Raw genomic sequence first — 25,325 nt, 5'->3', positions numbered from 1 at the left:
TGCTAAATCCTTAAGTAGACTGTTGTTCAATCGCCTGCCACACCGCGTCCACAGGAATGGCGCTCAAATAACGTTCTTTGGTATTGACATCAATGCTGTTCGGATGCGGCAAATCGCCAAAATCGGCGGCATACACCACGCTAGCTTTGTCCGTCCAAGGTCGCCAACGCTGAATAAAAGTCGGTCCAAACAAAGCCACACCAGGCGTTTGCGTGGCCGCTGCCATGTGCATAGGCACCGAATCCACACCAATGAATAATGTAGCATGGTCAATCAGAGCGCCCAATTGGCGCAAATTCATATTGCCCGCCATCACCAACAAGCGTCCTGTAAGCACATTCAATTGCGATTGAATGTTTTGCAACATCGCCAATTCACGCTCATCAGGTGCCGCGCTCAACACCACTGTTTTGCCTTGATTCAATAATTTTTGGATGACAGCCGTCATTTTATCGTCATCCCAACACTTGAAAAACCAACGCGAACCCGGATGCACCACCACATAATCCTCGCCTTGCCAGCCTTGCGCTTGTAATAAAGCCTCTACTTGTTGCCAATCATCAGCGTGGTACGCCATTTTCAACGGCACACGCGCCGTCGGCTCAATGCCCAAAGGTTTTAATGCCAATAAATTTTGTTCGACAATATGATGATGAGAATCCAATTCAGGCACCACATCTGTCAAACACACCCGCCACATTTTGCCATCTCGATACGGATACGCAATGCCAATGCGTTTGGCCGCACCACTGGCTTTGGCCAGCAAAGCCGCACGCCATTGGTCTGCCAAACACACCACCACATCATATCGACTTTGCTTCACACTTTTAAGCAGCGCCCATTCATGCCCTATTTGCGCTTTGATGCCTTGTTTTTTCCATGAACGGTCAATGAGGTGAATATGATGAATATCAGGATGTGCCGCCAGCATGTCGCGGGTTTCTTTGTAAATCACCACATCAATCACACAATCAGGCTCGCGCGCCTTCAAAGCCGCAATCACAGGTGTGATGAGCAATACATCGCCATGGTGCCTTAATTTGATGATGAGATACCGCTTGGCCATGCGCCGCCACCTTCAGAAATAAAGGCGCAATTATAACCCAATCCGATTACAAAACCATGCCAGCAAAGCAATAAAAAAGCGTCCTGTAAACTTACAGGACGCTTGATTCCATCACCGATGACCGCTTATGCAGTCACCGTTTTTTTCATAGAGCCGGTTTCTGCCAAACGAATGTGCCAAGCGAATGCTTCGCCCAACAAATGTGGTGTTTGACCGCCTACTTCAGCACAAGCGCGCTCAAAGTAAGTTTTCAACTCTTCACGGTAGTCTTCGTGTACACAGTTGTTGATGATTTCAATCGCGCGTTCACGTGGCGCCAAGCCGCGCAAATCTGCCAAACCAACATCAGTCACCAAGATGTCCACGTCGTGCTCGGTGTGGTCAACGTGAGAAACCATTGGCAACACATGCGAGATTTTGTTTTCTTTAGATGCCGCTTGCGTCACAAAAATCGACAAGTAAGCATTGCGCGCAAAGTCACCTGAACCGCCAATACCATTCATCAAACGGCTACCGCTGATGTGGGTTGAGTTCACGTTACCGTAAATGTCAAACTCAATCGCTGTGTTGATGGCAATCACGCCCAAACGACGAATCAAACCTGGTGTGTTAGAAATGTTTTGTGGACGCAACACCATTTTGTCACGGTAAGCATCCAAATTATTCATCACACGGTCGTAACATTCAGCAGAAACGGTGATTGAAGACGCAGAAGCAAAATCCATCACACCGGCATCAATCAAATCAAAAGTGGAGTCTTGCAATACTTCAGAGAACATCGTCAAGTGTTTGAAGTTAGAGTCTTTAAAGCCAGTCAAGACTGCATTGGCAACTTTACCAATACCCGCTTGCAACGGCAACAAACGCTCGGTCAAGCGTTCCGCTTCCACTTCCGCTTCCAAGAATTTCAAGATGTGGCCAGCAATGGCAGTGGTTTTTGCATCAGGTGCAGCGATGTCCGCTGGACTGTCATGTTTGCTCGTGCGCACAATCGCCACAACTTTACTGATGTCCAAAGGAATGGTGCGGCGACCAATTTTGTTGTCCGCAGCGACCACAGGAATCACGTTGCGGTATGGGTAGCTTTCAGCCATATAAATGTCGTGAATACCCAAAACATCTAATGGTACCGATTCGTTCACTTCCAAAATCACTTTGTCAGCCAAAGCTGCGAAGCTGGCACTGTTACCCACAGAAGTGGTTGGAATCAAGCTGCCATCTTTTTCAATACCAGCGACTTCCAAAACAGCCAAGTCTAATTTCATGAAACCGTTGTGCAACAATTCGGCTGCTTCAGACAAATGTTGATCCAAGTACAAAATCTCACCTTGGTTGATTTTGCCGCGCAAAGTGGCATCTACTTGGAAAGGCATGCGTTTTTTCAAAGCACCCGCTGCTGCCAATTTACCATCGGTACCATGACCCAAAGAAGCACCTGTTAACAAGGTGATTTGAACTTTTTCACCAGCTGCGACACGATCTGCAAATGCAGGCAAAACTTCTTTACTGTCGCCTGCTTTGGTAAAACCACTAGAACCGACTACCATGCCGTCTTCAAACAACTGTGCCGCTTCTGCTGCGCTCATCACTTTGTCTAATAAAGATGCTACTTTAATGCGTTCTTGAGTCATGTCGTTCCTCTTTTAATTTACTTATTCATAACTGGATTTAATGTGGGAGTGATTTTACTTAAAATCAGGTCCATTTCCATCTAATCGGATGCAAACATAGCGTTTAAATCAAAATATATCAAGCATTTCAAATGTTGCTCTGCACAATAACTATTAACTTATTTAATAATACATATGTTAATTGTTGCCTCATCCACATAAAAAATCATACGTAACAAACCACTTAATTCAACCATAATGCAAAGACCATAAAGCCCGCTTTTCGACCAACACAGTGTTATGATAAAAGCCTTTATTCAATTTTGGCGTGATGTTATGGATTTGTTTGCTTCAACACCCCTACCACCATTGGCAGAACGCTTGCGTCCACAAAAATTATCTGATGTGGTGGGTCAACAACATTTATTGGCAGCAGGAAAGCCTTTGCACACGGCCGTTCAAAGCGGCAAACCACACTCTATGTTGTTATGGGGACCACCCGGAGTGGGCAAAACCACGTTGGCACGCATTTTTGCACAAAGCTTCCAAGCGCAATTTTTGCCATTGTCTGCTGTTTTAAGCGGTGTCAAAGACATACGCTTGGCGGTGGAACAAGCGCAAATGGCTTTACAACGTGGGCAAATCACCATTTTATTTGTCGATGAAGTACATCGTTTTAACAAATCACAACAAGATGCATTTTTGCCATATGTTGAAAGCGGCTTATTAACTTTCATTGGTGCCACCACAGAAAATCCATCGTTTGAAGTCAATCCTGCGTTGTTAAGCCGTGCTCAAGTGTATACCTTACACTCACTCTGTTCTGAAGATTTACAGGTTTTGGCACACAAAGCATTGGCTTTGCCTGAATACCAAAATATCTCCATAACTCAAGAGGCCCAAGAAACATTGGTACACATGGCAGATGGCGATGGCAGACGCTTTTTAAATCTATTAGAACAAAGTTTACAGGCCGCTTTAGCCCAAGCAAGTACCCAAATAGACCCGACTTTTCTCAGCCAATGCTTAGGCAGCCAATTGCGCCGTTTTGACAAAGGCGGCGATTCTTTTTACGAACAAATTTCTGCCTTACACAAATCCGTGCGTGGCTCACACCCAAATGCGGCTTTGTATTGGTTCACACGCATGGCAGATGGCGGCGCAGACATGGCGTATTTGTCACGACGCATTGTGCGCATGGCTTGGGAAGACATAGGCTTGGCAGACCCGCGCGCCATGCAATTGGCCAACGATGCCGCCACCACATACGAACGATTGGGCAGCCCCGAAGGCGAGTTGGCTTTGGCACAAGCCGTCCTGTATTTGGCCGCCGCACCCAAAAGCAATGCAGGTTATGTGGCATACAAACAAGCACGCCAATTTGTTGCTCAAGAACCCACGCGTGAAGTGCCAATACATTTGCGCAATGCGCCAACCAAATTGATGCAACAAATGGGTTATGGTCATGCTTATCGCTACGCACACGATGAACCACATGCTTATGCTGCGGGTGAAACGTATATGCCAGACGGTATCGCTGAACCTGAATTTTACCAACCGGTCGAGCGTGGCTTAGAAATCAAATTGAGAGAGAAACTACAATGGCTCAAAAGCTTGGATGAACAAGCTTAAGATTCCACACAAACCACAAAGCCCAACTGGTATGGTTGGGCTTGGTATGGATGCTTTTGGCTTTTGAGCCAACGCCACCAACATTTATGCCATATTGTGTGCACGTTGCTGAATGGCTTTTTGTTGTTGGGTAAAAAATAAAGGCAAAAAATCCAAAAATTTTTTCAGCATCAAAGGAATGTGGTTTTGAGATACAAAGACCGCCATGACTTGATAAGTTGGCAAATCATAATCTGCCAAAACCCGCACCAAGCGTCCTGTAGCCACATCTGCCGCCACCAAATCCATAGGTAACATACCAATGCCTTTGTGGCGCAAAGCCATTTCTAACAAGACATACACATCATTGGATTGAAATACCTTATTAAGCTTATATTCACGCACTTGTCCGCCTTTTTGCGTCAAAGGCCAAACTTTTTGTGACAAATACGAATGCACTAAACATGAATGTAACAGCAATTGCTCAGGGTGATTCAACGGATGAGCTTGTTGTAAATAAGTCGGTGTGGCAACCAACCATGGCTCTACTTGACCCAAAACCAAGGTTTCATATCCATCGGTTTCATGTGCGCTCACACGTACCGCCACATCCACATGATTGGCAATCAAATCCACCATCTGCTCTTGTGACAACACATCAAAAGCCACATATGGTGCTGTTTTTTGAAACGCCACAATCGCATCCAACAAATACGCACGAGCCATAAAATGCCCTGCACTGATACGCAACACCCCTTGTATTTGAGCATCGGCATTCAATTGTTGCAGCTTTTTTTCCTGCTCTAAAATCGTCAAACAATACCCTAACGCCTCTTCCCCAGCTTGAGTCAATGACACTCGGCGGGTATTGCGCTGCATCAATCGGGCACCAAAACGATTTTCTAAAAACTCTAAATACCGCGATACCATCGCCCGAGACAACATCAATTTCTCCGCTGCCTTGGTCAAACTGCCTTGTTGATGTATCTCTACAAACACTTGTATCGCTTTTAACGTATCCATCCCATCACCTTTTTCTTGGTCAACCTATTCCAACAAAGGTCTACCATTTTGAATCATATTGTATCTTCAAAATTAGCAAATTTTCATTTGCCTCAAGCAAAATGAGGATGTTTGATCACGATGACACGCATCTCTGACTCCCAAAACACCATGAAAATGTCATCAAAATACAGTTGTCTGTACAAATTAAAAATTTAATTTGCATATTATATATGCAATCTGAAAATATCTTTCAATGAAGTATCACTATCATCATTGCCATACTTTCACACCAGAAAATATTCTCTGTACTTCTAGATAAAAATATAACTTAAATTCAAACTTTTATCATAAATTTTTCAAATTATGAAGAAACGTATGTAATGACCCACTAAATTTCTGCTCAGGTATTATTCCATCTAGGAGATACTAAAATGAGTAGCCAAATGAGTGATGAAAACAAACGTTGGAGTGCCAAACGCAAGAGTGCATTGGTATTGGAAATCATCCAAGGTAAGACCACGGTAGCCGAAGCTTCTCGGCAATTTGATTTAACGCCATCTGAATTGGAAAGCTGGGTTGATCAAGCTAAAGAAGGTATGGAAAACGCTTTGCGAGCCAAACCTCGTGATGTGCGTCAGCAATACGAAAAGCAAATTCACCAATTACAGGCCGCTTATGGTGAAGCGATGTTGGAGCTGCGTGCGCGAAAAAAGTTGGAGGAATGGTTGGAGCGGGACGAGAACTGATTTGGCGTTTGCATGAACAGTTTGCATCTGATGGTGTTCACGTCAGCATCAGCCGCTTGTGTGCTTGGTTTGGTGTGGCTCGTCGTTCAGTGTATTACCGACCACATCGCAAACAGCCAGTGGTAAAAGAATGCTATTCAGAACCGATTAAACAATTGATTGAAGAACAACCATCATTTGGTTACAGGACGGTTGCTGCTTTGCTGAGTATGAATAAAAACACTGTCCAACGTGTGTTTCAGCTCAAAGGTTGGCAAGTACGTAAACGCTCAGTCGGTCGCAGACCTCGGATTCAAGCGGTGCCATCCAAAGCACAGGAGCCAAATCAACGTTGGTCTACAGATTTGTGTCGGGTTTGGGGTGGTAAAGATGGTTGGCTCAGTCTGGCTTTGGTAATGGATTGCCATACCCGTGAATTATTGGGCTGGCAACTTTCCAAAACTGGTAAAGCCAGTACGGCTGTGAGTGCATTGGAACACGCTTTGATCAGCCGCTTTCGCTGTTTGGGCAAGGTGCCTGAACGTTTCTTATTGCGTTCAGACAATGGTTTGGTGTTTACCAGTCGCAAATATACTGCGTTGGTGAGCAGTTATGGTTTGCAGCAAGAATTCATCACACCGCATTGCCCACAGCAAAACGGCATGGTGGAAAGATTGATTCGCACCATTAAAGAGCAATGCGTTCATCGCTACCGCTTTGAGAGTTTGCAACATGCCAATCGTGTATTGAGCGATTGGATACAGTTTTACAATGAACGAAGACCTCATCAGGCATTGGGTATGAAAACTCCTACTGAAGTCTATCGATTAAGCTTGTGACTTGTGCAGAAAGTGCTAGGTCATTACACGTATTCAAACAACTGCAATAAGCGACTCATCATATTTTTGTGGCACACATATCCACATCTTGCCCATCAGAAATCAGTAATTCTCAAATTAACAACCTAATTTGTTTTAACCGAGTTCAAAACAATGTCAACAAAAAATGAATATAAATTCACATTAACAATCATACTCTAAATTAAATTTATATCAAAATTTATCATATTTATAAAATAAAAACTTAAATTAAATACAAAATATAGAATTATTTATAATAAATATTTACATTACATTGAATTCATATGATTTATGTTTCATTTAGCAATTGACAAGCGTTTCAAAATCATTATTAATAATAAAAAAACAATGATGTAAGTCTGATTCACAGTCCCAAAAATAAAATCATTCGACAAAGGATAAAATATGGCAGATTTTGATACCGATTTGACCCAGCAAACCGCTAACTACGCTGCGTTGACCCCCATTGACCATTTATTGCGTGCGGCTGAAGTTTATGGCGACCAATTGGCCATTGTGCATGGCAGCTTGCGTCAAAATTGGCGTGATACTCACCACCGTTGCTGCCAATTGGCAGCGGCTTTGCGCCAACAAGGTGTCAGTCGCAACACCACAGTGGCTGTATTGCTACCGAATACGCCTGCTATGGTCGAAGCACATTTTGGCGTGCCGATGTCTGGTGGTGTATTGTGTACTTTGAACATCCGCTTGGATGTCGAGGCGATGATTTTTTGTTTGCAACACGGCGAAGCCAAAGTTTTAATTGCCGACACTGAATTTGCCAGCGAAGTGGCTGCCATTAAACAAGCCATGCCCGATTTGTATGTGATTCAAGTCAATGATTTATTGGGTCCTGAAGAAGACGATTACGGCCATATTGAATACGAAACGTTTTTGAATACTGCCGAAGATTTGAACAATTGGGTTTTGCCTGAAAACGAATGGGATGCGATCGCGCTGAACTACACTTCAGGCACCACAGGCGACCCTAAAGGCGTGGTTTATCACCATCGTGGCGCGATGATGAATTCTTTGTCCAATATTATGGATTGGGACATGCCCAAATTCCCTGTCTATTTGTGGACTTTGCCAATGTTCCATTGTAACGGTTGGTGTTTCCCGTGGACGATTGCCGCTCGTGCAGGTGTCAACGTGTGTTTGCGTCGTTTTGACCCTAAAGTGTGTTTTGAGCTCATCAAAACGTTTGGCGTGACTCATTACAGCGCCGCACCGATAGTGCATGCGGGTTTGGCCAATGCGCCTGATGAACTCAAACAAGGCGTGACACATTTGGTCAAAGGTTCGATTGCAGGTGCTGCACCGCCTGAAGCGGTTTTGGCAGCGATGGAAAAAATGGATTTTGAAATCACCCATGTATACGGTTTAACCGAAGTATATGGCCCTGCTTCTGTGTGTGTGCAGCGTCCTGAGTGGCTGGATTTGGACATTTCAGGCCGTGCGGCACAAAACGCGCGTCAAGGTGTGCGCTCACATTTACAGGACGGCTTAAGCGTCTTAGACCCCATTACAATGGAAGCTGTGCCACACGATGGCGTGAGCATTGGAGAATTGATGTTCCGTGGCAATATTGTCATGAAAGGTTATTTGAAAAATCCGCGTGCCACCCAAGAAGCCTTTGCCGATGGTTGGTTTCATACGGGCGATTTGGGCGTGGTACATCCTGATGGTTATGTGCAAATCAAAGACCGTAGCAAAGACATCATCATTTCAGGCGGTGAAAACATTTCATCCATTGAAGTGGAAGACGTGATTTACAAACACCCACAAGTGTTAAGTTGCGCTGTGGTGGCAGTGGGAGACGAAAAATGGGGCGAAGTGCCGTTTGCGTTTGTCGAATTGCGCGATGGTGTGGATTTGACGGTAGAAGCCTTGCGCGAATATTGCCGTGAACATTTGGCGCGTTACAAAGTCCCAAAACATTTTTCTTTCAGCGACATTCCAAAAACTTCAACGGGTAAAATCCAAAAATTTGCGCTGCGCAACCAAGCCAAAGCCATCGTTGAAGCCGCTACTACACCATAATTGTCATTAAAACATCTTAAAAAAGCGTCCTGTAAACTTTACAGGACGCTTTTAAGCCATGCGCACAAGCTCATAAATGTCTTGTGCTATCATGCGCACTTTCTCACTTGATTTAAGAAAGCCAACCATGTCTTTACCTGCTTGCCCGCACTGCCAATCTGAATACACATACGAAGATGGCACCTTATTCATTTGTCCTGAATGCGCCCACGAATGGTCAGCCAATGAAGCAGTTACCAACGAAGAAACCACCATCAGCAAAGATGCCAATGGCAATGTTTTACAAGATGGCGACAGCGTCACCGTCATCAAAGATTTGAAAATCAAAGGCTCTTCGTCTGTGGTCAAAGTCGGCACCAAAGTCAAAACCATTCGCTTGTTGCCTGATGCTGCCGACGGTCACAATATCGATTGCCGCATTGATGGCATCGGTGCGATGAAATTGAAATCAGAATTTGTCAAAAAAGCCTAATTGCAGTTTCAAATGAAAACACCTGATACGATTTTTTCATTTGAAACTGTACGAGCAGCAAATTCGCTGCTCACATCGCCATCTGATAGAATAAAAATATTGGTTTTGCATGTATGTTTTCAGAAGACATCTTCATTTCACGAAATGTCATTTTTTAGCGAAAATGCTTCTGGCTTCATCGTTTAACAGCCACAATTAAACCTGAATAAATGCTGTTAATGCGCCATTGACCTGAATGTTGAAGACTAAAGATAGCAATATAATGTCTATGGATTAATTGATATGCATGACGAAAGCGTCCTGTAAGGTTTACAGGACGCTTTTATTGGAAATCAATATCCATTTTCATCCAAACACATTTTCATCCTTTTTGATGATGACAAAACACTATCATCCCAACCGTCCCCACTCATTCATGCAGATTTTTGGCATAAAATTTGTCGCAACAAATCTGCCGTGTGCGCCACTTGCTCTAACGGAAACATGTGCCCACCTTGCACCACAGTTTGCTGGATGCCAAATTTGCGTGTGAATGCCGTCGTGTGCCCTTGTTGGTAAAACAAACCACCACTTGCCGCCAACAAATGTACTGGCAGATTCAATGCCACAGAAGGTTTGCGCCACCAATACACAGGAAATTGCCGAAAAATTTCTGCTTCAAGCCGCTTGGGAATGCGCAAAGTCACCGTCTCATCGACACCAGTCGCCACCAAACCATGTTGCATATAATCGGCAAAACAAGCCTCTTCAAAATGTTGAAACAAGCGATTGTGGCGCAAAGATTGATACGCCTCGTCCCGATGCTGCCATGTATCCCGCCGCCGCAAAGTCACACCAGCTGGCGAAAATTTGTCGGCCATTTTCAATTTAAAATACTGCAACGGCTCAAACACCATCGCACGCATACCCATCATAATCGGCGGATCCATTAACACCAATTGCGTAAACCTTTCAGGACGCTTGAAAGCACAACGCCACAACAACAAAGCCCCAAACGAATGCCCCACTCCAATCACAGCTTCGTTTCCATATCTTTGCTGCATGTCTTCCAAAACCTCATCCACCAAAGCCTCCCAATGCAAGCTCACAGGATATGCCGCATTCATGCCCACTATCGGCAAATAAGACACTTGATACGTGTCCTGTAAACATTGCCACAGACTTTGATATACCGCAGCAGGAATGCCATTGGCGTGGGCGAAGTAAATTTTGGATTGCATGCATTCGTCTCTAAAAATATCAGGGATGGTTTAAACCAATCATCGGACAAGCTGTTTGATTAATCTATATGTATTAAGATACACAGATTCAAAATTTTTAACGACTCTTATAAATCATTTGGAATATGCCATGAATATTAAAAACCATACCATATTGATTTTAATGATGCTGTGTTTCCTTCCATTGAGCATCGCCTCACCCAATCAACAACGCGGTGTCCATTTGAACAATCAAGGCTTTGCGTTGGCACAACAAGGTCAATACCAGCAAGCCATCAGTTTGTACCAACAAGCTTTACCTGATTTGACTGCTACCGATGCCAAAACCCAAATCAATCGGGCGGCTACTTTGAATAATTTGGGTGTGGCATACATGCATCAAAGAAATTTACAGGACGCTTATTACGCTTTGAGCGAAGCTTTGTCCTTACGAGAGCAATATTTAGGAATGCTTGATGCATTGACCTTATTGAGCAGGCACAATTTGGCAGTGATTTTATTGTCGGGCAATCAAAACAAATTAGCATGTGAACACATGCAACAAGCTTATTCAGGACGCTTAAAAGTATTGGGACAACAACATGAAAATACGCAATTGAGCTTGAAGTTTTTAAAACAAATACCCAATTGTTAATCCATGCTAACTCATTCAATTTACATACCCATTTTATATATAGTTCAACCTAGCAAGCATCCTGTAAACATTACAGGACGCTTATCATTCAGATAAGTTTGCCATTGAATCATGCTGTTTCAATATGACTTTCAATTCATCAATGGAATATGCAGGCTTTTTTTGATGCAACATGGCATGACAATTAGGACAAACAGGTACCAAATCTACCATCGGATTGACTTGGTATTCGGCCTCAATACACGCCAAATCTTCACGATGATGAACATGAATAAAGTTTTTGCCAATCGCACCATATTGCCGTTCAAAATCAAAACCACAAACTTGGCATTGATAACCATAATGATCCAAACAAGCTTGGCGGGCTTTGGAATGGCGCTCATAAGCGTTGACGGTGATGGTTTTGCGAGCACCTTCTAGATAAAGCACCTCTGGTGGTTCTGATGACACCGATGAGTCTTGTTCATCAAAATACAAAATAGTCGGCTGAGGCAAATAAGCTTCAAATTGGCGGTAAATTTTTAATCGTCCTATTACCGGCTTTTAAAACTCATTTTCATACCAATCAATATGGCTTTTAAAACTTTTCATTGCCACGGCAAAATTTTCCGTAGTTTCTTCTTGTAAAATCCTATTTAAAAAATAATTCAATGCTTCTAAATTAATATCTCTTGTCGCAACCGAGCCACGTCGCAAACACAAATAAAATGTCACATACATTTCAGCCGATTTTTTATTCATACCAATATGAACCAACTCACTAGCAGCTTGTGTCAAAGTCATGTATTTTGAAAATACTTTTTTCCCTAACTCATACGCCAAATGAATGTGTTCAGTTAAAATTTTACCCATGGATTCTATTTCATGATGGTTATTCTATACATATATCATAAATATTGAATAAAATAAAAAAAGCGTCCTGTCAATTTTACAGGACGCTTAAATTGCTTTTAACAAGCCATCACACGCTTTGTTTTAATTGTTCCAAAACTTGTGGGTTTTCCAAAGTAGAAGTATCGGCGGTGATTTCTTCGCCTTTGGCCAAAGTGCGCAACAAACGACGCATGATTTTGCCTGAGCGGGTTTTCGGCAAATTGTCGCCAAAACGAATGTCATCAGGTTGTGCGATTTTGCCAATTTCATGCGCCACCCAGCTCTTCAACTCTTGCGCAATGCGTTTGGCATCTTCACCTTCTGGACGATCGCCTTTCAAAATCACAAACGCCACCACCGCTTCGCCTTTGACATCGTGTGGCTTGCCCACCACCGCAGCTTCTGCTACCAATGGATTGGCTACCAAAGCCGATTCGATTTCCATCGTACCCAAACGGTGACCTGAAACATTCAATACATCGTCAATACGACCCATAATCCATACATAACCGTTTTCATCACGGTGTGCCGAGTCGCCTGCCAAATACAAATTACCGCCCAATTCTTCTGGGAAATACGTATTTTTAAAGCGTTCGTCATCGCCCCAAACCGTGCGCAACAAAGATGGGAATGGACGTTTGATGACCAAGAAACCACCGTTGCTTTGGTCAACCGATGCACCTGATTCATCCACAATGTCTACCATAATACCCGGCAATGGCAAAGTACAAGAACCTGGTTTGATGGCAACCGCACCAGGCAAAGGCGCAATCATGTTAGAGCCTGTTTCTGTCTGCCACCACGTATCCACAATCGGGCACTCGCTGCGACCAACAGTTTCGTAATACCACATCCACGCTTCAGGATTGATAGGCTCACCCACAGAACCCAACAAACGCAAGCTAGACAAATCGTATTGATTAGGCAAATCTGCACCCAATTTAATCAATGAACGAATCGCGGTTGGTGCGGTGTAGAATGTGGTCACTTTGTGTTTTTCTACGCTTTCCCAGAAGCGGCCTGCATTAGGATAAGTTGGCACACCTTCAAACACGATTTGTGTCGCGCCCCAAGCCAAAGGACCATAAGCAATGTAAGTGTGACCGGTAATCCAACCTACGTCAGCCGTACACCAGAATACATCGTCTGGTTTGTGGTCAAAAACCCATTTCAAAGACAACATCGCGCCCAATAAATAACCTGCAATACTGTGTTGTACGCCTTTTGGTTTGCCCGTACTGCCTGAGGTGTACAAAACAAACAAAGTATCTTCTGCATTCATCCATTCAGGTTCACATTCGCTGGCCTGATTGGCAATCAAATCGTGCCACCAAATATCGCGTGCCGCGTCAAACGCCACTTCTTTGTCAGTGCGGGCAAACACAATCACTTTTTCAATGCTTGGGCAATCGCCATCTTTCAAAGCTTCGTCTACGGTCACTTTCAATGGGGCACTTTTACCGCCACGAACGCTTTCATTGGCAGTGATGATGATTTTGGCAGCAGCGTCCTGTACACGGTCTTTGACCGCACCTGCTGAGAAACCACCAAACACCACAGAATGAATCGCACCAATGCGCGCACACGCTTGCATCGCCACCACAGCATCTGGAACCATCGGCATGTAAATAATCACGCGATCGCCTTTGCCCACGCCCAAAGATTTCAAACCATTGGCAAACTGACACACACGCTCATACAATTGTTGGTAAGTGATGTTTTCAGAAGAACCATCGTCTTTTTCATAAATAATGGCCGTTTTATTGGCTTTGTCAGCCAAATGACGATCCAAGCAATTGTAAGAAATATTCAAATCACCATCAGCAAACCATTTGTAAAATGGCGCATTGCTTTCATCTAAAACTTGTGTAAATGGCTTTTTCCAAGTAATCATCTCTTGTGCCAAATCGCCCCAAAAACCTTCGTAGTCTTGGTTGGCTTTCTCACACAAAGCGTTGTAAGCGGCCATGCCACTCACATTAGCGGTGCTTTGAAACGCTTCTGATGGTTCAAACACACGATTTTCTTTTAATACCGATTCGATTGCTGCCATGATTTGATTCTCCGTTGCATTTTCTTATTTTGTTTCAGGACGCTGTGTTAGCCGTCCTGAACCTATTTACTGCCAATTAATAACCATCTTTTTTAATGATCTGAAGCATCCGTGATACCGATACCCGTCATTGAACGTACATATTGTGCTTCAAAGCCTGCACGGTCTTGTACTGCTTGAGCTGAGTTATCCGTCACAGACACAATCCAAGCCATGATGAATGCCAATGGAATGGTGAAGATAGCAGGGTTACCGTAAGGGAAAATTGGTGCATCATGGTGCAACACAGATACCCATACAGTTGGTCCCAACACGATCAACAAAGCGGCAACCAACAAACCTGAGAAACCACCAACAACCGCACCACGAGTGGTCAAGCCTTTCCAGAACATTGACAACACCAAGATTGGGAAGTTACCTGAAGCTGCCAAGGCAAACGCCAAGCCCACCATGTAAGCCACGTTTTGGTTTTCAAAAGCAATGCCCAAGAAAATCGCCAACACACCCAATACCAAAGTGGTCAAACGAGACATTTTCAATTCTTCCGCTTGAGTGGCTTGACCTTTTTTAATCACAGTTGCATACAAGTCATGGCTCACAGCAGAAGCACCTGACAAAGTCAAACCTGCAACTACCGCCAAAATTGTTGCAAACGCCACCGCAGAAATGAAGCCCATGAACAAGTCACCACCCACAGCTTGAGACAAATGTACCGCCGCCATGTTGGTACCACCAATCATTTGCATCACAGGTGCACCGTCTTTGGTGATTTCTTCAAAGAAGTTCGGGTTTTTGGTCAAAAACATGATCGCGCCAAAACCGATGATGAATGTTAAAATGTAGAAGTAACCGATGAAACCCGTTGCAACAAAAACAGATTTACGCGCTTGTTTGGCATCTTTAACGGTAAAGAAGCGCATCAAGATGTGTGGCAAACCAGCCGTACCGAACATCAAAGCCAAGCCTAAAGACAAAGCGTCGATTGGGTTTTTCACCAAACCACCCGGAGACATGATGTCGTCACCTTTAGGATGTACTGCAACCGCTTCAGTGAACATTACTTCTGGGCTAAAATTGGCGACTTTCAAAACCATCAAAGCCATGAACGTTGCACCAGACAATAACATCACTGCTTTGATGATTTGTACCCATGTCGTTGCCAACATACCACCGAACAATACATACATCACCATCAACACGCCCACAATCATTACCGCATACATGTAATCCAAACCGAACAACAATTGGATCAATTTGCCTGCGCCAACCATCTGAGCAATCAAGTAAATGATGACTACCAACAAAGTGCCTGAGGCAGCGAACAAGCGCACAGGTTTTTGTTTTAAGCGGTAAGCGGCCACATCGGCAAAGGTGTATTTACCCAAATTGCGCAAACGCTCTGCAATCAAGAACAATACAATAGGCCAACCCACCAAGAAACCCGTTGAATAAATCAAACCGTCATAACCTGTGGTATATACCATCGCAGAAATACCCAAGAACGAAGCTGCTGACATGTAGTCACCGGCAATCGCCAAACCATTTTTAAAGCCTGAGATACCACCACCTGCGGTATAAAAGTCTTTGGTCGATTTGTTTTGCTTGGCTGCCCAAAATGTGATGTACAAAGTCGCCGCAACGAAAATGAAAAACATGATGATGGCAGACATATTCACCGATTGTTTTTTGACTTCCCCTGTCAAGGCATCTGCTTGCGCAAACGCCCCTGTCAACGCCAACAAGCCATACAATGCATATTTTTTATATTGAGTCATTTATGCCTCCTTTGCCGCAGCATTCACAGCATCAGTATCACTGGCTGCATTTTTAGAAGCTGAATCGGTTTTGGTATTGTTCAATACTTCACTCACCACATCTTGTGTAATCACTTCTAGTGGACCATTGGCTTGACGCACATACACACCCGTAATAGCAATGGCAAATAAAATGACAAACAAACCCACATAAATACCCACAGTAGTGGTACTGCCTTCTGAAACTGGTGTCCCATATACATGATGAAAATCCTGGTGTCCCATATACATGATGAAAATCACATAAATGACAAACATCAAAGCCGAATAACTCCAGCAATACATACTCTTGGTTTTGGCCATCTTTTGAAACTTTGGATTTTCAAGCACTTGCCGTGCAATATTTTTCTCCATTTTTCTCTCCTTTGTACGTGGTTGGTTTCGCACAGTGAGAAATGTAAAGCCCGATTTACATGGCGCATAATTTTTTTTTTGGATGGCTTGGATTTGTTGAAATTATGATGCATCGCAATAAGTGTTTATTTTCAATCATTTAATACAAATAATCACTGAGGTATTTTTTTCAAAATCCCCAAATCTTTTTAATTTCTTTTGTGCTAACGCAAAAAATCAGACTTACAAACAAAAAATTCTTGTTAAAAATCATAAAACTTATCCATAATGAAGCATTGACCACTGTAAGGGGAAATAAGCTGTGGATTTAAATCAACTCAAAAGCTTTGTGGCTGTCGCACACCAACAAAATTTGACGAAAGCAGCTGAAACCTTGCATTTGTCTCAACCTGCTGTTTCAGCCCAAATCAAGGCATTGGAAAAAAATTTAGACGTACAGCTTTTCGATCGCAATGCCCAAGGCATGAGTTTGACCAGCGCAGGCAAAGTTTTATTGCCTAGAGCCGAAACCATGTTACAACAAATGCACCATCTAGATTCTTTTGCCCAAAGCATCAAAAATGATTTTCATCTGCAATCCAAAGTCGGCATCATTCAAATGTTACCCGTTCCTTTTTTGACCGAATGTGTGGGGATATTGCAAACCGAATTTCCACACATTCACCAAAGCTTCAGCTTGGGTTTGAGCGGAATTATCTTGAATCAAGTCAAACAAAGAGAATTAACGGGTGGTTTTTTTGTAGGGGATAATCCTTATCGCAATGTGCACACCGTCGACATCATGCCACTCAAATTTGAAGTCGTCATGGCTCAAAAATGGTTGGGGCATTTTGAAAATAACCAAAAAGCCATGCAACAATTGCCATGGATTAGCTTGTCTGCATTCTCTGCCCTCACCCGCTTTACCCAAAAAATTTGGCGGCAATGGAAAGTCACTCCCACTACCGCCTTACAATGCGATGATATGTACGCTTTATTAAACTTGGTTGAAGCAGGTCACGGTGTGGCATTGCTACCGAGTCATTATTTAGATGTTCATGCTCAACGTGATGCGATTGTGCGCTTGCCTGAAATTCAATTGACTGAAATGTTGTCTTTTATCTATGCCATAGATTTAGAACAAGATCCCATTATTGAAGCTTGGAAACACACTTTGGCCAAAGTCACGCAAAGGATTGAGCAAATGTAAGCAAACGTTTGGCTGCCTCTACGCATTCATCCACATTGGCGACCAAAGCAATGCGGATATAACCTGCACCAGGATTGCCATGAACCGTATCTCGTGCCAACAAATGTCCTGGTAGAACTTGTACGGCTTGTTCTGCCCACAAGCGTTGGGCAAAACGAGCATCGTCGCCATCAGGTACTTTTAACCAGATATAAAACGAAGCATCAGGAATGCTGACTTCATAAGCGTCCTGTAACAAAGCCACCACTTGCTCAAATTTTTGTTGGTACAAAGCACGGTTTTCTTCAACGTGTTTTTCATCGTTCCAAGCAGCAATGCTTGCGTGTTGCACAGAAATGCCCATCGCGCTGCCGTGATAAGTACGGTATTCCAAGAATGCCGCCATCCATTTGGCATCGCCCGCCACAAAGCCCGAACGCAAACCAGGCACATTAGAACGCTTAGACAAACTGGTGAACATCACCAAATCATCCCAAGAACGACCCAACATCGAAGCGGCCTGTAAACTGCCCAAAGGCGCATTGTCGCCAAAATAAATCTCGGAATAACATTCATCCGAAGCAATCACAAAACCATATTGGTCTTGCAAGGCAAACAATTCTTGCCAATCTTCCAATTGCATCACCGCGCCCGATGGATTGCCAGGACTGCACACAAATACCAATTGCGTGCGCTGCCATGTCGCGGTATCAATCGTTTTCCAATCGGGCATGAAATTAGGCGCCTCACAATTGACATACTCCACTTCACCGCCTGCTAGAAAAGTGGCGCCTTCATAGATTTGATAAAACGGATTGGGACTGATGACCACAGGTTTCTCAACACTTTGCGCATCCAAAACCACTTGCACAAATGAAAACAAAGCCTCACGACTGCCATTAACTGGCAAAATCTGCGTGTTGGCATCTACCAAAATATCATAACGACGCTTGAGCCAAGCACTGCATGATTCACGCAACGCATCGATGCCTTTGCTGGCTGGATATTTAGACAAACCATCCAAATTTTGCACCAAAGCGTCCTGTATCACTTGTGGTGTGGCGTGCTTGGGCTCACCAATTTGCAACATGATAGGGTTCAAATGCTCAGAAACTTGCACATCGCGCATCAATGCACGCAAGCGCGCAAAAGGGTATGGATTCAATTGCTGCATGAATGGGTTCATAGTGGCTTACAAAAAATGACAAAAATGCGATTGTAACGAAATTTTGTGTTTCAACGCCAAACTATTTGCAAGCAAACCCATATTTTGTGCCAAAGTATCGGCAGGCAAGTCCATCAACAAAACATTGTTGGCACGACCTGCATGCAAACTCATTTTCATGCCAGCGGCCTGAAAAGGCAGACCATGAATTTCAGCAAATGCCTGCGCTCGGGCATTGGCCGTTTGCAGCATCGGCAATAAAGACACATCCAAATGAAATTGTTTGACACCCAAAACCAATAAACGCGCTGCAAACCAATCGGCTTCATCCGTAATATGCTCTTGCATGCGGCCTGTAAAGTCCAAGCGCAAACTTGCCATCATCATCGCCACCGTGCGAATCAATGGTAACAAAGCTTCGCTGACCAGCAAGCCATGTTCAGGTACCGCAGGATTGAGCAATTGGGTGGCATGGCTGTTGCCATCGACCACCAAGCAAATGGTTTGCACAGGTTCAACTTGAGTATGGGTAAGTTTTAACATTGCTACGGTATTCATGATACGCCTTCCTTGCTTTTGAGATTTGCTTGATTGAGGCGTTCACTGTGGATATAAAAAAAGCCGCCTCAATGTGAGCGGCTGTTTTTATCGTGTTTGAATGTGAATCTGTCATGCACCACGAAGCGCCGCTGTATTTGAGCGGTACCAATAGTAAGCAAAAGAAACATTCACAGACATCAAAGTATTCATGTTTATTACACTAACCCATATGATTGAATGTTGTCAAATCTAACCTGCCAACTTTTCCAATAGCCACATAATCCATGACACAAAACGCCACAGCAACTCTAATAATTGCCGCAAGCCCTCCACTTATTCCTCACCCCAACGTGGCAGCAAATCATGCTCAATGCGCAATTGATCCAAAATACGAGCCACCACAAAGTCAATAATGTCTTCAATGGTTTTCGGGTGCTGGTAGAAACCGGGAGATGGCGGCAACACACAGACGCCCAAACGAGCCAATTTCAATAGATTTTCCAAATGTAGCGCCGAAAATGGGGCTTCTCGCGGCACAATGATCAACGGACGTCCCTCTTTAATGCACACATCAGCCGCGCGCTCAAGCAAGTGGTCTGAAGTGCCATAAGCGATGGCTGCGACCATCCCCATCGTAGCAGGACATACCACCATCGCATCGGCAACATGCGTACCCGAAGCAGGTGGCGCTGACCATTGATTTTGACCGAACACCCGCAAACGAGACGCATCCACACCATAGCGCTCATGCAACATTTTTTCACATGCAGACGGTGATGATGGCAATTGCAAACCCATTTCTTGTTGTGCCACAATTTGTGCAGCTTGCGAATACACCAACCACACAGTTTTACCATAACGCAGCAAACATTCTAATAAACGAATGCCATATGGCATGCCGGAAGCGCCAGTTAAACCCAAAGTGACAGTTTGAATCGGGGTAGAGAGCATCATCAATTTTAAGCGTCCTGTAAAACCTTAATTGTACCGAATAAGCGTCCTGCACCCAAACTTATCGTGAGATGGGTCAATTTTTAATCAATATTTGCATTTATTTTTCATTAAACAGGTGAACCTTTAATCACAAATTGGTTACAATGAAGTGTTTTTTCATTCTTAACTCAGGAAGTGCTTATGTTCGTACGTCGTCTGTTGGTCAGCGCAGTGTTGGCATGTTTGTCTGCTTGTACCGCCGTACCCACGCCCATGTCAACGAACTCAACGCTTCAATCCAATACGAATGAAAGCACTCGAATCGGTGGCGTCAATGCGATGAATCACAAAACCATGCCGAGCCGTGTCGAAAATCCCCACAGCACGACCCAGTCCAATCACAGCGTCGCAGACACTTCCAGTTGTTTGCGCCAAAAATTGGCGACAGAATTCAAATTGCCAGCAGAATTCATCAATCACAAAGTCTATACCGACAACAATCACAGCGTAGGCTTGATTAATCCATTCACACAAACCGAAGGCATCACCATGGATGTGATTGGCAGAGGTTCTAGCAGTGAAATCAAACTGTATGGCAATGGCAATTTATTGTCGCGTGCATGGCAACAATTGCCAAGTAAATGTGGTCAAGGCAAAACCTCGACTGTGGCGCAAATTGTTCCACCGTCTAAAACAGCCAGCACCCAAATGGCAGCGGCTCGCCCTGCTAATAATAATATTAATTTCGTCGCACGAACGCAAGATGGTACCAATAACGCTTGGGTAGACACACGCAACAATGCCAATGTACAAACCACAACAGTGACGGCACCTCGTGTCGTGAACACACCACAAGTGGCTGCTATCAACACGCCTACTCAAACGCCATCTCATCCAAGCATCGCAGCAGCTCAACACAGTAGCGCAACACCAAGCAATTGGAATAACAATACCGAATTAACGCAAGATGATATGAATATTGTCGCGCCATTGACTGCTGCCATGGTTGCAGCACCGTTGGCAGCCAAAGCATTGAGCAGCTCAAACAACACCCAACAGTTGAACAACAACCATCGTTCAGCCGTACCAGCGACCCCTACTCGCACAGTAACTACCAATATAAGCAACAACCGTGTTGCCATAGCCAGCAACACACCTACTCGCACCACAACCGCAGCGAACACCTCTGCAACACGTACAAATAGCACCACAACCAGCAGCACTGCCAAACGCACAACAACCAACACAAACACTGCTAAAAAAGCCACTACACAAACCGCTGCCAACACAACGAAAAAATCAAGTACCAAATCCAACAGCAGCAAAGCCATTGTAGACAACAAAAAAGCCACTCGCAGCCAACAATCTGCTCAAAAAGCCACGACCAATAACAAAGACACCAACAAAACAGCAGTAAGCAAAAAAGCAACCAGCAAAACAGTTGCAAGCAAAAAAACAACCACTAGCAAAACCACGAACAATAAAGCAACCAGCAACAAAGCAACTTCTAACAAAGCACAAAATAAAAAAGTGACTACCAACCCAAAAACAACAGTTAATAAATCAACAACCAATAAGGCCAATGCCAGCAAAGCCACTAAAAAGCCTGTTGATAACAAAAAAGTTACTACCCAAAAGAACAGCCGTACCAATGCTGCCACTAAAAACAATGCTAAAAATGTTAAAGAAGATAACCAAAAAGCCAACACCAACAAAAAAAACGCAGTACAAAACAATAAAAACAACAATACCAAATCAGCAGACAATAACAAAACTGCTAAAACCAATAACGCTAAAACACAGACAAAAAATACAAACAAAACAACATCAAAAAGCAATAGCAACAAAAAATCCAATTAATATTAACGCTGTCATTAATGGATTCAAACAGCAAGAGCAAGCGAGTTTTTTTGCTCATGCCGTTAAAATCGGTTAAGATGCAGTCATTGAATTCAGACGGCACTGCTTAAATCTATAATCAGGCCGTCATTGTCTTGATGCGGTAAGGACTGAAGCAAACATGCAAAACGAAACAAGCATTGGCGCAGCATTAAAAGCAGCTGTGCAAACAATGAGCAAAAAGAAACAAACAGATATGATTGGTATTCATATCTATGAAAAATACGATGTATTCAAAAAATTTAAGCCATTGGCTGTCGGCATCGATCAAGACTTGATCGCGGCTTTACCACAGTTTGATGCGACTTTGATTGCTCGTGTATTGGCTAACCATTGCCGTCGCCCACGCTATATCAAAGCTTTAGCCCGTGGTGGTAAACGCTTTGACTTAAATAGTCGTTTCAAAGGTGAAGTGACTGCTGAAGAGCAAAAAATTGCTCAAAGCCACCCTTGCATGCAAAGCACCAAGCCTGCTGAGGATGTTGCTACGGCTGAAACACTCACAGCTTCTGTTGAAGTTGTGCAAGATGACATCATCCAAGCATAAAGATGTGTTAATAGACAGCCACTGTCATTTATTAGATACGCCTTTATGGCAAAAGCTGCCTGAAATCATTCAGGCAGCTTTTGCGTCTGCTGTACATCATTTTATTGTCCCATGTAGCCATCTTGCCGATTTTGACAAACAGCTACAATTGTGTGAGCGCTATGCATGTGTCACACCTGCTTTTGGCGTCCATCCATTTTTTATAGCCGAAGCAGACTTACACATTACCCTCCAAAATCTAGAATCCATCTTACTCACGCAGCCACAAGCATTGGTCGGTGAAATTGGTTTGGATTTTGGCAACAAACATTTATCTGACGCCCACAAACAACAGCAAATTGACTTTTTTGAAGCGCAATTGTACTTGGCGCAAACATACCAACGCCCTGTCATTCTCCATCATCGTGCATCACTGGATATTATGTTGCACAGCATCAAAAAAATAGGTTTTCAACAGGGTGGTTTCTTACATGCTTATTCAGGTAACATACAACAAGCCAGACCTTGGTTGCAATTGGGGTTCAAATTGGGGCTTGGCTCAGTCTTACTCAAGCCCAATGCCAAAAAAATTTACCAATTGTTACCCCATTTAAATTCGCAAGATTATGTTGTTGAAACCGATGCCCCTTATATGCCATTTCAAAATATGTCTAAAGAATATAATGAACCTGCAAATACCTTGCTAGTGGCTCAAATTTTGGCAGACTTCTATCAAGTTTCTTGGCAAACCATCGCCCAAAATAGCAGTCAGAACGTGCACGCAGTTTTAGCAAGACGACCTCTTACATCTTTTTGAAAGATACCACCATGAAAACCTTATTTGGATTACTTGTTTGTGCTTTGGCTTTGACCGCATGCAGCTCTAAAAACAGTCCTTCTGGTCCAAACAAATACAATGCCAGCGAGCGCAAAGTGATGCGCAGCCATGCCATTGATGCGCCGCCGCCAATTTTGGTTTCACAATAAGTCCATTTTAAAGAAGCGTCCTGTAAGTTTACAGGACGCTTCTTTTTGGCCATATCACTTGTGCTTAATCAGCCGCCATTACAGTTTGCCTGCCACTTTTCGATTGCGCATCACACACAACAAATCCGCCGCAACGTGTGCCGCTGCAATCGCAGTAATTTCGCTTTGGTCATACGCGGGAGATACCTCCACCACATCGGCACCGACAATATTTAGGTTTTCCAATTTGCGCAAAATCCCCAAAGCCGTATGGCTGTTCAAACCGCCCGCTACTGGCGTGCCTGTGCCTGGTGCGAAAGCGGGATCCAAACAGTCAATGTCAAACGTAATGTAAACCGGATTATCGCCCACCACTTCGTAAATGCGCTCCACAGTTTTGTCGATGCCGTTTTCATTCACCCATGGTGCAAACAACATATTCATGCCCATAAAATCGCTGTTCCATGTGCGTATGCCCACTTGTGCGGAAGTTTTCGGATCGATTAAACCGTCCTGAATCGCTTTGTAAAACATGGTACCATGGTTCAATGAATCCGCATCAGGATCAGGCCAAGTATCGCAATGGGCATCAAAATGCAACAATGACAAAGGTTTGCCATATTTTTCAGCATGTGCTTTCAATAATGGATATGTGATGTAATGATCGCCACCGAAAGTCAACATTTTGGCGTTGCTGTTCTGAATAATACCGCGTGCATGTTCTACGATAGAATCATGAATCGTCCAAGGATTGTGCGCATCGAAAAAACAATCGCCATAATCAATCACCGCCAAATCATCAAACGGATCAAAACCCCACGGAAATAATAACAATTCAGCCAATTGCACACTGGCAGCACGAATTGCCGCAGGACCCAAACGTGCACCAGAGCGAAATGTCGTGGCCAAATCCAAAGGCACGCCCGACACCACCACATCCACATCGGTCAAATCACGTGAATAATTGCGACGCATAAAGCTCAAAGCGCCACTGTAAGTCATCTCCGTGGCGGAACCAAACAAACCTTGACGGCGAAACGCCGCATCACCATAAATTTTTTCTGACATCATCTGTCCTTCTCAGTGTTCCTGAACATCCCAGTCAAATGCTGGGATCCATGTCATTGCCGCTTTTCCAACGACGAATTGTTTTTTGAAAAAAGGCGCTATTAGGCACTTGAATCAAAGTATAACGCCCATCTTCACGCCCCATTTCTTGCAAAACAGTATAAAGCAAATGAATCGAAATCACCCGCCCATGTATGCCGATTTTGTCAGAAGCATCTAAAATTTCCAATTCGTCACCAATGCGAAAAGGTTGGGTGGTGAAAATCAAAAAGGCGCAAAATGTATTGGACAACACGCTCCATGCCGCAAAAAACGCCACCGCCGCTACCGCGGTAAAACCTGTAATGGCCGTCCACAACACTTGTCCAGAAACGCCCAAACGCTCTAATATCATCAGCAACGCAACGACAAAAATTACCCAACCTGCGATGGTTTTCAAAGGTACTAAAATATCAATGGGCATATCATGACGCTTGACCAAACGGTCAGCGACCTTGCGAAAACCACGACGCAGCAACCATGCAAGCAATACAATGATGGCCACCTCTAATACCAATAACCCATCTTGCACCCACATGGGAAATTGTTGTTTTAATATTTCCATACTCGCTCCTTGCGGCGCATCATAGCAAAGCTGAGACTAATGGCAACTGCTTTTTCAAGCCTTAAACAAATTAAATCCCAATATTGGCATTCGCCATCAATCGACTCGACACATTT

At 43.8% G+C, this 25,325-nt stretch carries 25 protein-coding genes; 10 read left to right on the top strand and 15 right to left on the bottom strand.

Features of this window, described 5'->3' with window-relative positions; translation table 11 throughout:
* Positions 1-10: 10 nt before the first annotated feature.
* Both rfaQ and ADP71_RS04005 read right to left on the bottom strand, forming a co-directional pair.
* Positions 11-1,066 carry a putative lipopolysaccharide heptosyltransferase III gene (gene rfaQ, locus ADP71_RS04010; RefSeq protein WP_019958428.1) on the bottom strand — a complete coding sequence of 352 codons (1,056 nt, stop codon included), beginning with the start codon at positions 1,064-1,066 and terminating at the stop codon, positions 11-13.
* Between the two features lie 125 nt (positions 1,067-1,191).
* On the bottom strand, positions 1,192-2,697 hold the full coding sequence (locus ADP71_RS04005) for a succinate CoA transferase (protein WP_019958427.1): 1,506 nt from the start codon (positions 2,695-2,697) through the stop codon (positions 1,192-1,194).
* Between the two features lie 315 nt (positions 2,698-3,012).
* Here ADP71_RS04005 and ADP71_RS04000 point away from each other — a divergent pair, with 315 nt between their 5' ends.
* The gene (locus tag ADP71_RS04000; protein WP_104931550.1) at positions 3,013-4,308 is read left to right on the top strand and encodes a replication-associated recombination protein A; all 1,296 of its coding nucleotides are present in this window, start codon (positions 3,013-3,015) and stop codon (positions 4,306-4,308) included.
* 84 nt (positions 4,309-4,392) lie between these two features.
* Here ADP71_RS04000 and ADP71_RS03995 read toward each other — a convergent pair whose 3' ends face one another.
* Positions 4,393-5,310, bottom strand: coding sequence for a LysR family transcriptional regulator (locus tag ADP71_RS03995; protein ID WP_019958425.1), 918 nt, complete (start codon positions 5,308-5,310; stop codon positions 4,393-4,395).
* 413 nt (positions 5,311-5,723) lie between these two features.
* Between ADP71_RS03995 and ADP71_RS03990 the strand changes: the two genes are divergently transcribed.
* The 4 genes from ADP71_RS03990 to ADP71_RS03975 all read left to right on the top strand — a co-directional run bounded on the left by ADP71_RS03990 (position 5,724) and on the right by ADP71_RS03975 (position 9,392).
* Positions 5,724-6,038 (top strand): transposase, encoded by a 315-nt coding sequence (locus ADP71_RS03990; RefSeq protein ID WP_104931416.1) that lies wholly within the window; start codon positions 5,724-5,726, stop codon positions 6,036-6,038.
* A complete protein-coding gene (locus ADP71_RS03985) occupies positions 6,014-6,856 on the top strand; it encodes an IS3 family transposase (RefSeq protein WP_104931415.1) in 843 nt (280 codons plus the stop codon). The genes ADP71_RS03990 and ADP71_RS03985 overlap by 25 nt, the downstream gene beginning before the upstream one ends.
* 426 nt (positions 6,857-7,282) lie before the next feature.
* Positions 7,283-8,920 (top strand): acyl-CoA synthetase, encoded by a 1,638-nt coding sequence (locus tag ADP71_RS03980; RefSeq protein WP_019958424.1) that lies wholly within the window; start codon positions 7,283-7,285, stop codon positions 8,918-8,920.
* Between the two features lie 127 nt (positions 8,921-9,047).
* A complete protein-coding gene (locus ADP71_RS03975) occupies positions 9,048-9,392 on the top strand; it encodes a zinc ribbon domain-containing protein YjdM (protein WP_019958423.1) in 345 nt (114 codons plus the stop codon).
* Positions 9,393-9,805: 413 nt separating this feature from the next.
* Here the strand turns inward: ADP71_RS03975 and ADP71_RS03970 are convergent, their stop codons facing one another.
* The gene (locus ADP71_RS03970; protein ID WP_019958422.1) at positions 9,806-10,612 is read right to left on the bottom strand and encodes an alpha/beta fold hydrolase; all 807 of its coding nucleotides are present in this window, start codon (positions 10,610-10,612) and stop codon (positions 9,806-9,808) included.
* Between the two features lie 130 nt (positions 10,613-10,742).
* On the opposite strand from ADP71_RS03970, the gene ADP71_RS03965 reads away from it, so the two are divergent.
* Positions 10,743-11,246 carry a tetratricopeptide repeat protein gene (locus ADP71_RS03965; protein WP_019958421.1) on the top strand — a complete coding sequence of 168 codons (504 nt, stop codon included), beginning with the start codon at positions 10,743-10,745 and terminating at the stop codon, positions 11,244-11,246.
* 84 nt (positions 11,247-11,330) lie between these two features.
* Here the strand turns inward: ADP71_RS03965 and ADP71_RS03960 are convergent, their stop codons facing one another.
* From ADP71_RS03960 to ADP71_RS03940, 5 genes are all read right to left on the bottom strand, one after another.
* Positions 11,331-11,741 (bottom strand): HNH endonuclease, encoded by a 411-nt coding sequence (locus ADP71_RS03960; RefSeq protein WP_019958420.1) that lies wholly within the window; start codon positions 11,739-11,741, stop codon positions 11,331-11,333.
* A gap of 48 nt (positions 11,742-11,789) precedes the next feature.
* Positions 11,790-12,098, bottom strand: a complete 309-nt coding sequence (locus ADP71_RS03955; RefSeq protein WP_019958419.1) for a hypothetical protein — start codon at positions 12,096-12,098, stop codon at positions 11,790-11,792.
* A gap of 109 nt (positions 12,099-12,207) precedes the next feature.
* A complete protein-coding gene (gene acs, locus ADP71_RS03950; protein ID WP_171460907.1) occupies positions 12,208-14,172 on the bottom strand; it encodes an acetate--CoA ligase in 1,965 nt (654 codons plus the stop codon).
* Between the two features lie 92 nt (positions 14,173-14,264).
* A complete protein-coding gene (locus tag ADP71_RS03945) occupies positions 14,265-15,947 on the bottom strand; it encodes a cation acetate symporter (RefSeq protein ID WP_019958417.1) in 1,683 nt (560 codons plus the stop codon).
* Positions 15,948-16,340: a DUF485 domain-containing protein gene (locus ADP71_RS03940; protein WP_171460906.1), complete on the bottom strand. Its 393-nt coding sequence runs from the start codon at positions 16,338-16,340 to the stop codon at positions 15,948-15,950.
* A 301-nt stretch (positions 16,341-16,641) separates the two neighbouring features.
* Here ADP71_RS03940 and ADP71_RS03935 point away from each other — a divergent pair, with 301 nt between their 5' ends.
* The gene (locus ADP71_RS03935) at positions 16,642-17,529 is read left to right on the top strand and encodes a LysR family transcriptional regulator (RefSeq protein ID WP_171460905.1); all 888 of its coding nucleotides are present in this window, start codon (positions 16,642-16,644) and stop codon (positions 17,527-17,529) included.
* Here the strand turns inward: ADP71_RS03935 and dapC are convergent.
* The 3 genes from dapC to ADP71_RS03920 form a co-directional block, all read right to left on the bottom strand.
* Positions 17,504-18,694, bottom strand: a complete 1,191-nt coding sequence (gene dapC / locus ADP71_RS03930) for a succinyldiaminopimelate transaminase (RefSeq protein ID WP_171460904.1) — start codon at positions 18,692-18,694, stop codon at positions 17,504-17,506. The genes ADP71_RS03935 and dapC overlap by 26 nt on opposite strands.
* A gap of 6 nt (positions 18,695-18,700) precedes the next feature.
* Positions 18,701-19,231, bottom strand: coding sequence for a hypothetical protein (locus tag ADP71_RS03925; protein WP_019958413.1), 531 nt, complete (start codon positions 19,229-19,231; stop codon positions 18,701-18,703).
* A gap of 315 nt (positions 19,232-19,546) precedes the next feature.
* Positions 19,547-20,167, bottom strand: coding sequence for a flavin prenyltransferase UbiX (locus ADP71_RS03920; protein ID WP_019958412.1), 621 nt, complete (start codon positions 20,165-20,167; stop codon positions 19,547-19,549).
* Positions 20,168-20,347: 180 nt separating this feature from the next.
* Here ADP71_RS03920 and ADP71_RS03915 point away from each other — a divergent pair, with 180 nt between their 5' ends.
* From ADP71_RS03915 to ADP71_RS03905, 3 genes are all read left to right on the top strand, one after another.
* Positions 20,348-22,006: a hypothetical protein gene (locus tag ADP71_RS03915; protein WP_171460903.1), complete on the top strand. Its 1,659-nt coding sequence runs from the start codon at positions 20,348-20,350 to the stop codon at positions 22,004-22,006.
* A gap of 160 nt (positions 22,007-22,166) precedes the next feature.
* Complete coding sequence (locus ADP71_RS03910) at positions 22,167-22,592, top strand: ProQ/FINO family protein (protein ID WP_019958409.1); 426 nt, start codon at positions 22,167-22,169, stop codon at positions 22,590-22,592.
* 4 nt (positions 22,593-22,596) lie between these two features.
* On the top strand, positions 22,597-23,388 hold the full coding sequence (locus ADP71_RS03905) for a TatD family hydrolase (protein ID WP_158667106.1): 792 nt from the start codon (positions 22,597-22,599) through the stop codon (positions 23,386-23,388).
* Here ADP71_RS03905 and ADP71_RS03900 read toward each other — a convergent pair.
* From ADP71_RS03900 to ADP71_RS03890, 3 genes are read right to left on the bottom strand one after another with little or no spacing between them, the layout of a single operon-like run.
* A complete protein-coding gene (locus ADP71_RS03900; RefSeq protein WP_019958407.1) occupies positions 23,375-23,611 on the bottom strand; it encodes a hypothetical protein in 237 nt (78 codons plus the stop codon). The two genes, ADP71_RS03905 and ADP71_RS03900, sit on opposite strands and share 14 nt — an antisense overlap.
* 25 nt (positions 23,612-23,636) lie before the next feature.
* Positions 23,637-24,605, bottom strand: a complete 969-nt coding sequence (gene speB / locus ADP71_RS03895; RefSeq protein ID WP_019958406.1) for an agmatinase — start codon at positions 24,603-24,605, stop codon at positions 23,637-23,639.
* A gap of 34 nt (positions 24,606-24,639) precedes the next feature.
* Complete coding sequence (locus ADP71_RS03890) at positions 24,640-25,209, bottom strand: mechanosensitive ion channel family protein (RefSeq protein WP_019958405.1); 570 nt, start codon at positions 25,207-25,209, stop codon at positions 24,640-24,642.
* Between the last annotated feature and the right edge of the window lie 116 nt (positions 25,210-25,325).

Origin of the sequence: Vitreoscilla sp. C1 (assembly GCF_002951955.2) — a bacterium.
GTDB classification, from domain to species: Bacteria; Pseudomonadota; Gammaproteobacteria; order Burkholderiales; family Neisseriaceae; genus Vitreoscilla; species Vitreoscilla stercoraria.
The sequence above is the reverse complement of the archived record's forward strand: the minus strand, read 5'-3'. Positions and strand labels throughout refer to the sequence as shown.

What these genes read in the sequence shown, in the direction of transcription:
- ADP71_RS03945 (WP_019958417.1), bottom strand. Translation starts at nt 15,947, where the DNA reads ATGACTCAATATAAAAAATATGCATTGTATGGCTTGTTGGCGTTGACA.
- speB (WP_019958406.1), bottom strand. Translation starts at nt 24,605, where the DNA reads ATGTCAGAAAAAATTTATGGTGATGCGGCGTTTCGCCGTCAAGGTTTG.
- ADP71_RS03915 (WP_171460903.1), top strand. Translation starts at nt 20,348, where the DNA reads ATGTTCGTACGTCGTCTGTTGGTCAGCGCAGTGTTGGCATGTTTGTCT.
- ADP71_RS04005 (WP_019958427.1), bottom strand. Translation starts at nt 2,697, where the DNA reads ATGACTCAAGAACGCATTAAAGTAGCATCTTTATTAGACAAAGTGATG.
- rfaQ (WP_019958428.1), bottom strand. Translation starts at nt 1,066, where the DNA reads ATGGCCAAGCGGTATCTCATCATCAAATTAAGGCACCATGGCGATGTA.
- ADP71_RS03920 (WP_019958412.1), bottom strand. Translation starts at nt 20,167, where the DNA reads ATGATGCTCTCTACCCCGATTCAAACTGTCACTTTGGGTTTAACTGGC.
- ADP71_RS03970 (WP_019958422.1), bottom strand. Translation starts at nt 10,612, where the DNA reads ATGCAATCCAAAATTTACTTCGCCCACGCCAATGGCATTCCTGCTGCG.
- ADP71_RS03995 (WP_019958425.1), bottom strand. Translation starts at nt 5,310, where the DNA reads ATGGATACGTTAAAAGCGATACAAGTGTTTGTAGAGATACATCAACAA.
- dapC (WP_171460904.1), bottom strand. Translation starts at nt 18,694, where the DNA reads ATGAACCCATTCATGCAGCAATTGAATCCATACCCTTTTGCGCGCTTG.
- ADP71_RS04000 (WP_104931550.1), top strand. Translation starts at nt 3,013, where the DNA reads ATGGATTTGTTTGCTTCAACACCCCTACCACCATTGGCAGAACGCTTG.
- ADP71_RS03965 (WP_019958421.1), top strand. Translation starts at nt 10,743, where the DNA reads ATGAATATTAAAAACCATACCATATTGATTTTAATGATGCTGTGTTTC.
- ADP71_RS03985 (WP_104931415.1), top strand. Translation starts at nt 6,014, where the DNA reads ATGGTTGGAGCGGGACGAGAACTGATTTGGCGTTTGCATGAACAGTTT.
- ADP71_RS03890 (WP_019958405.1), bottom strand. Translation starts at nt 25,209, where the DNA reads ATGGAAATATTAAAACAACAATTTCCCATGTGGGTGCAAGATGGGTTA.
- ADP71_RS03980 (WP_019958424.1), top strand. Translation starts at nt 7,283, where the DNA reads ATGGCAGATTTTGATACCGATTTGACCCAGCAAACCGCTAACTACGCT.
- ADP71_RS03975 (WP_019958423.1), top strand. Translation starts at nt 9,048, where the DNA reads ATGTCTTTACCTGCTTGCCCGCACTGCCAATCTGAATACACATACGAA.
- ADP71_RS03955 (WP_019958419.1), bottom strand. Translation starts at nt 12,098, where the DNA reads ATGGGTAAAATTTTAACTGAACACATTCATTTGGCGTATGAGTTAGGG.
- acs (WP_171460907.1), bottom strand. Translation starts at nt 14,172, where the DNA reads ATGGCAGCAATCGAATCGGTATTAAAAGAAAATCGTGTGTTTGAACCA.
- ADP71_RS03990 (WP_104931416.1), top strand. Translation starts at nt 5,724, where the DNA reads ATGAGTAGCCAAATGAGTGATGAAAACAAACGTTGGAGTGCCAAACGC.
- ADP71_RS03910 (WP_019958409.1), top strand. Translation starts at nt 22,167, where the DNA reads ATGCAAAACGAAACAAGCATTGGCGCAGCATTAAAAGCAGCTGTGCAA.
- ADP71_RS03940 (WP_171460906.1), bottom strand. Translation starts at nt 16,340, where the DNA reads ATGGAGAAAAATATTGCACGGCAAGTGCTTGAAAATCCAAAGTTTCAA.
- ADP71_RS03900 (WP_019958407.1), bottom strand. Translation starts at nt 23,611, where the DNA reads ATGGCCAAAAAGAAGCGTCCTGTAAACTTACAGGACGCTTCTTTAAAA.
- ADP71_RS03925 (WP_019958413.1), bottom strand. Translation starts at nt 19,231, where the DNA reads ATGAATACCGTAGCAATGTTAAAACTTACCCATACTCAAGTTGAACCT.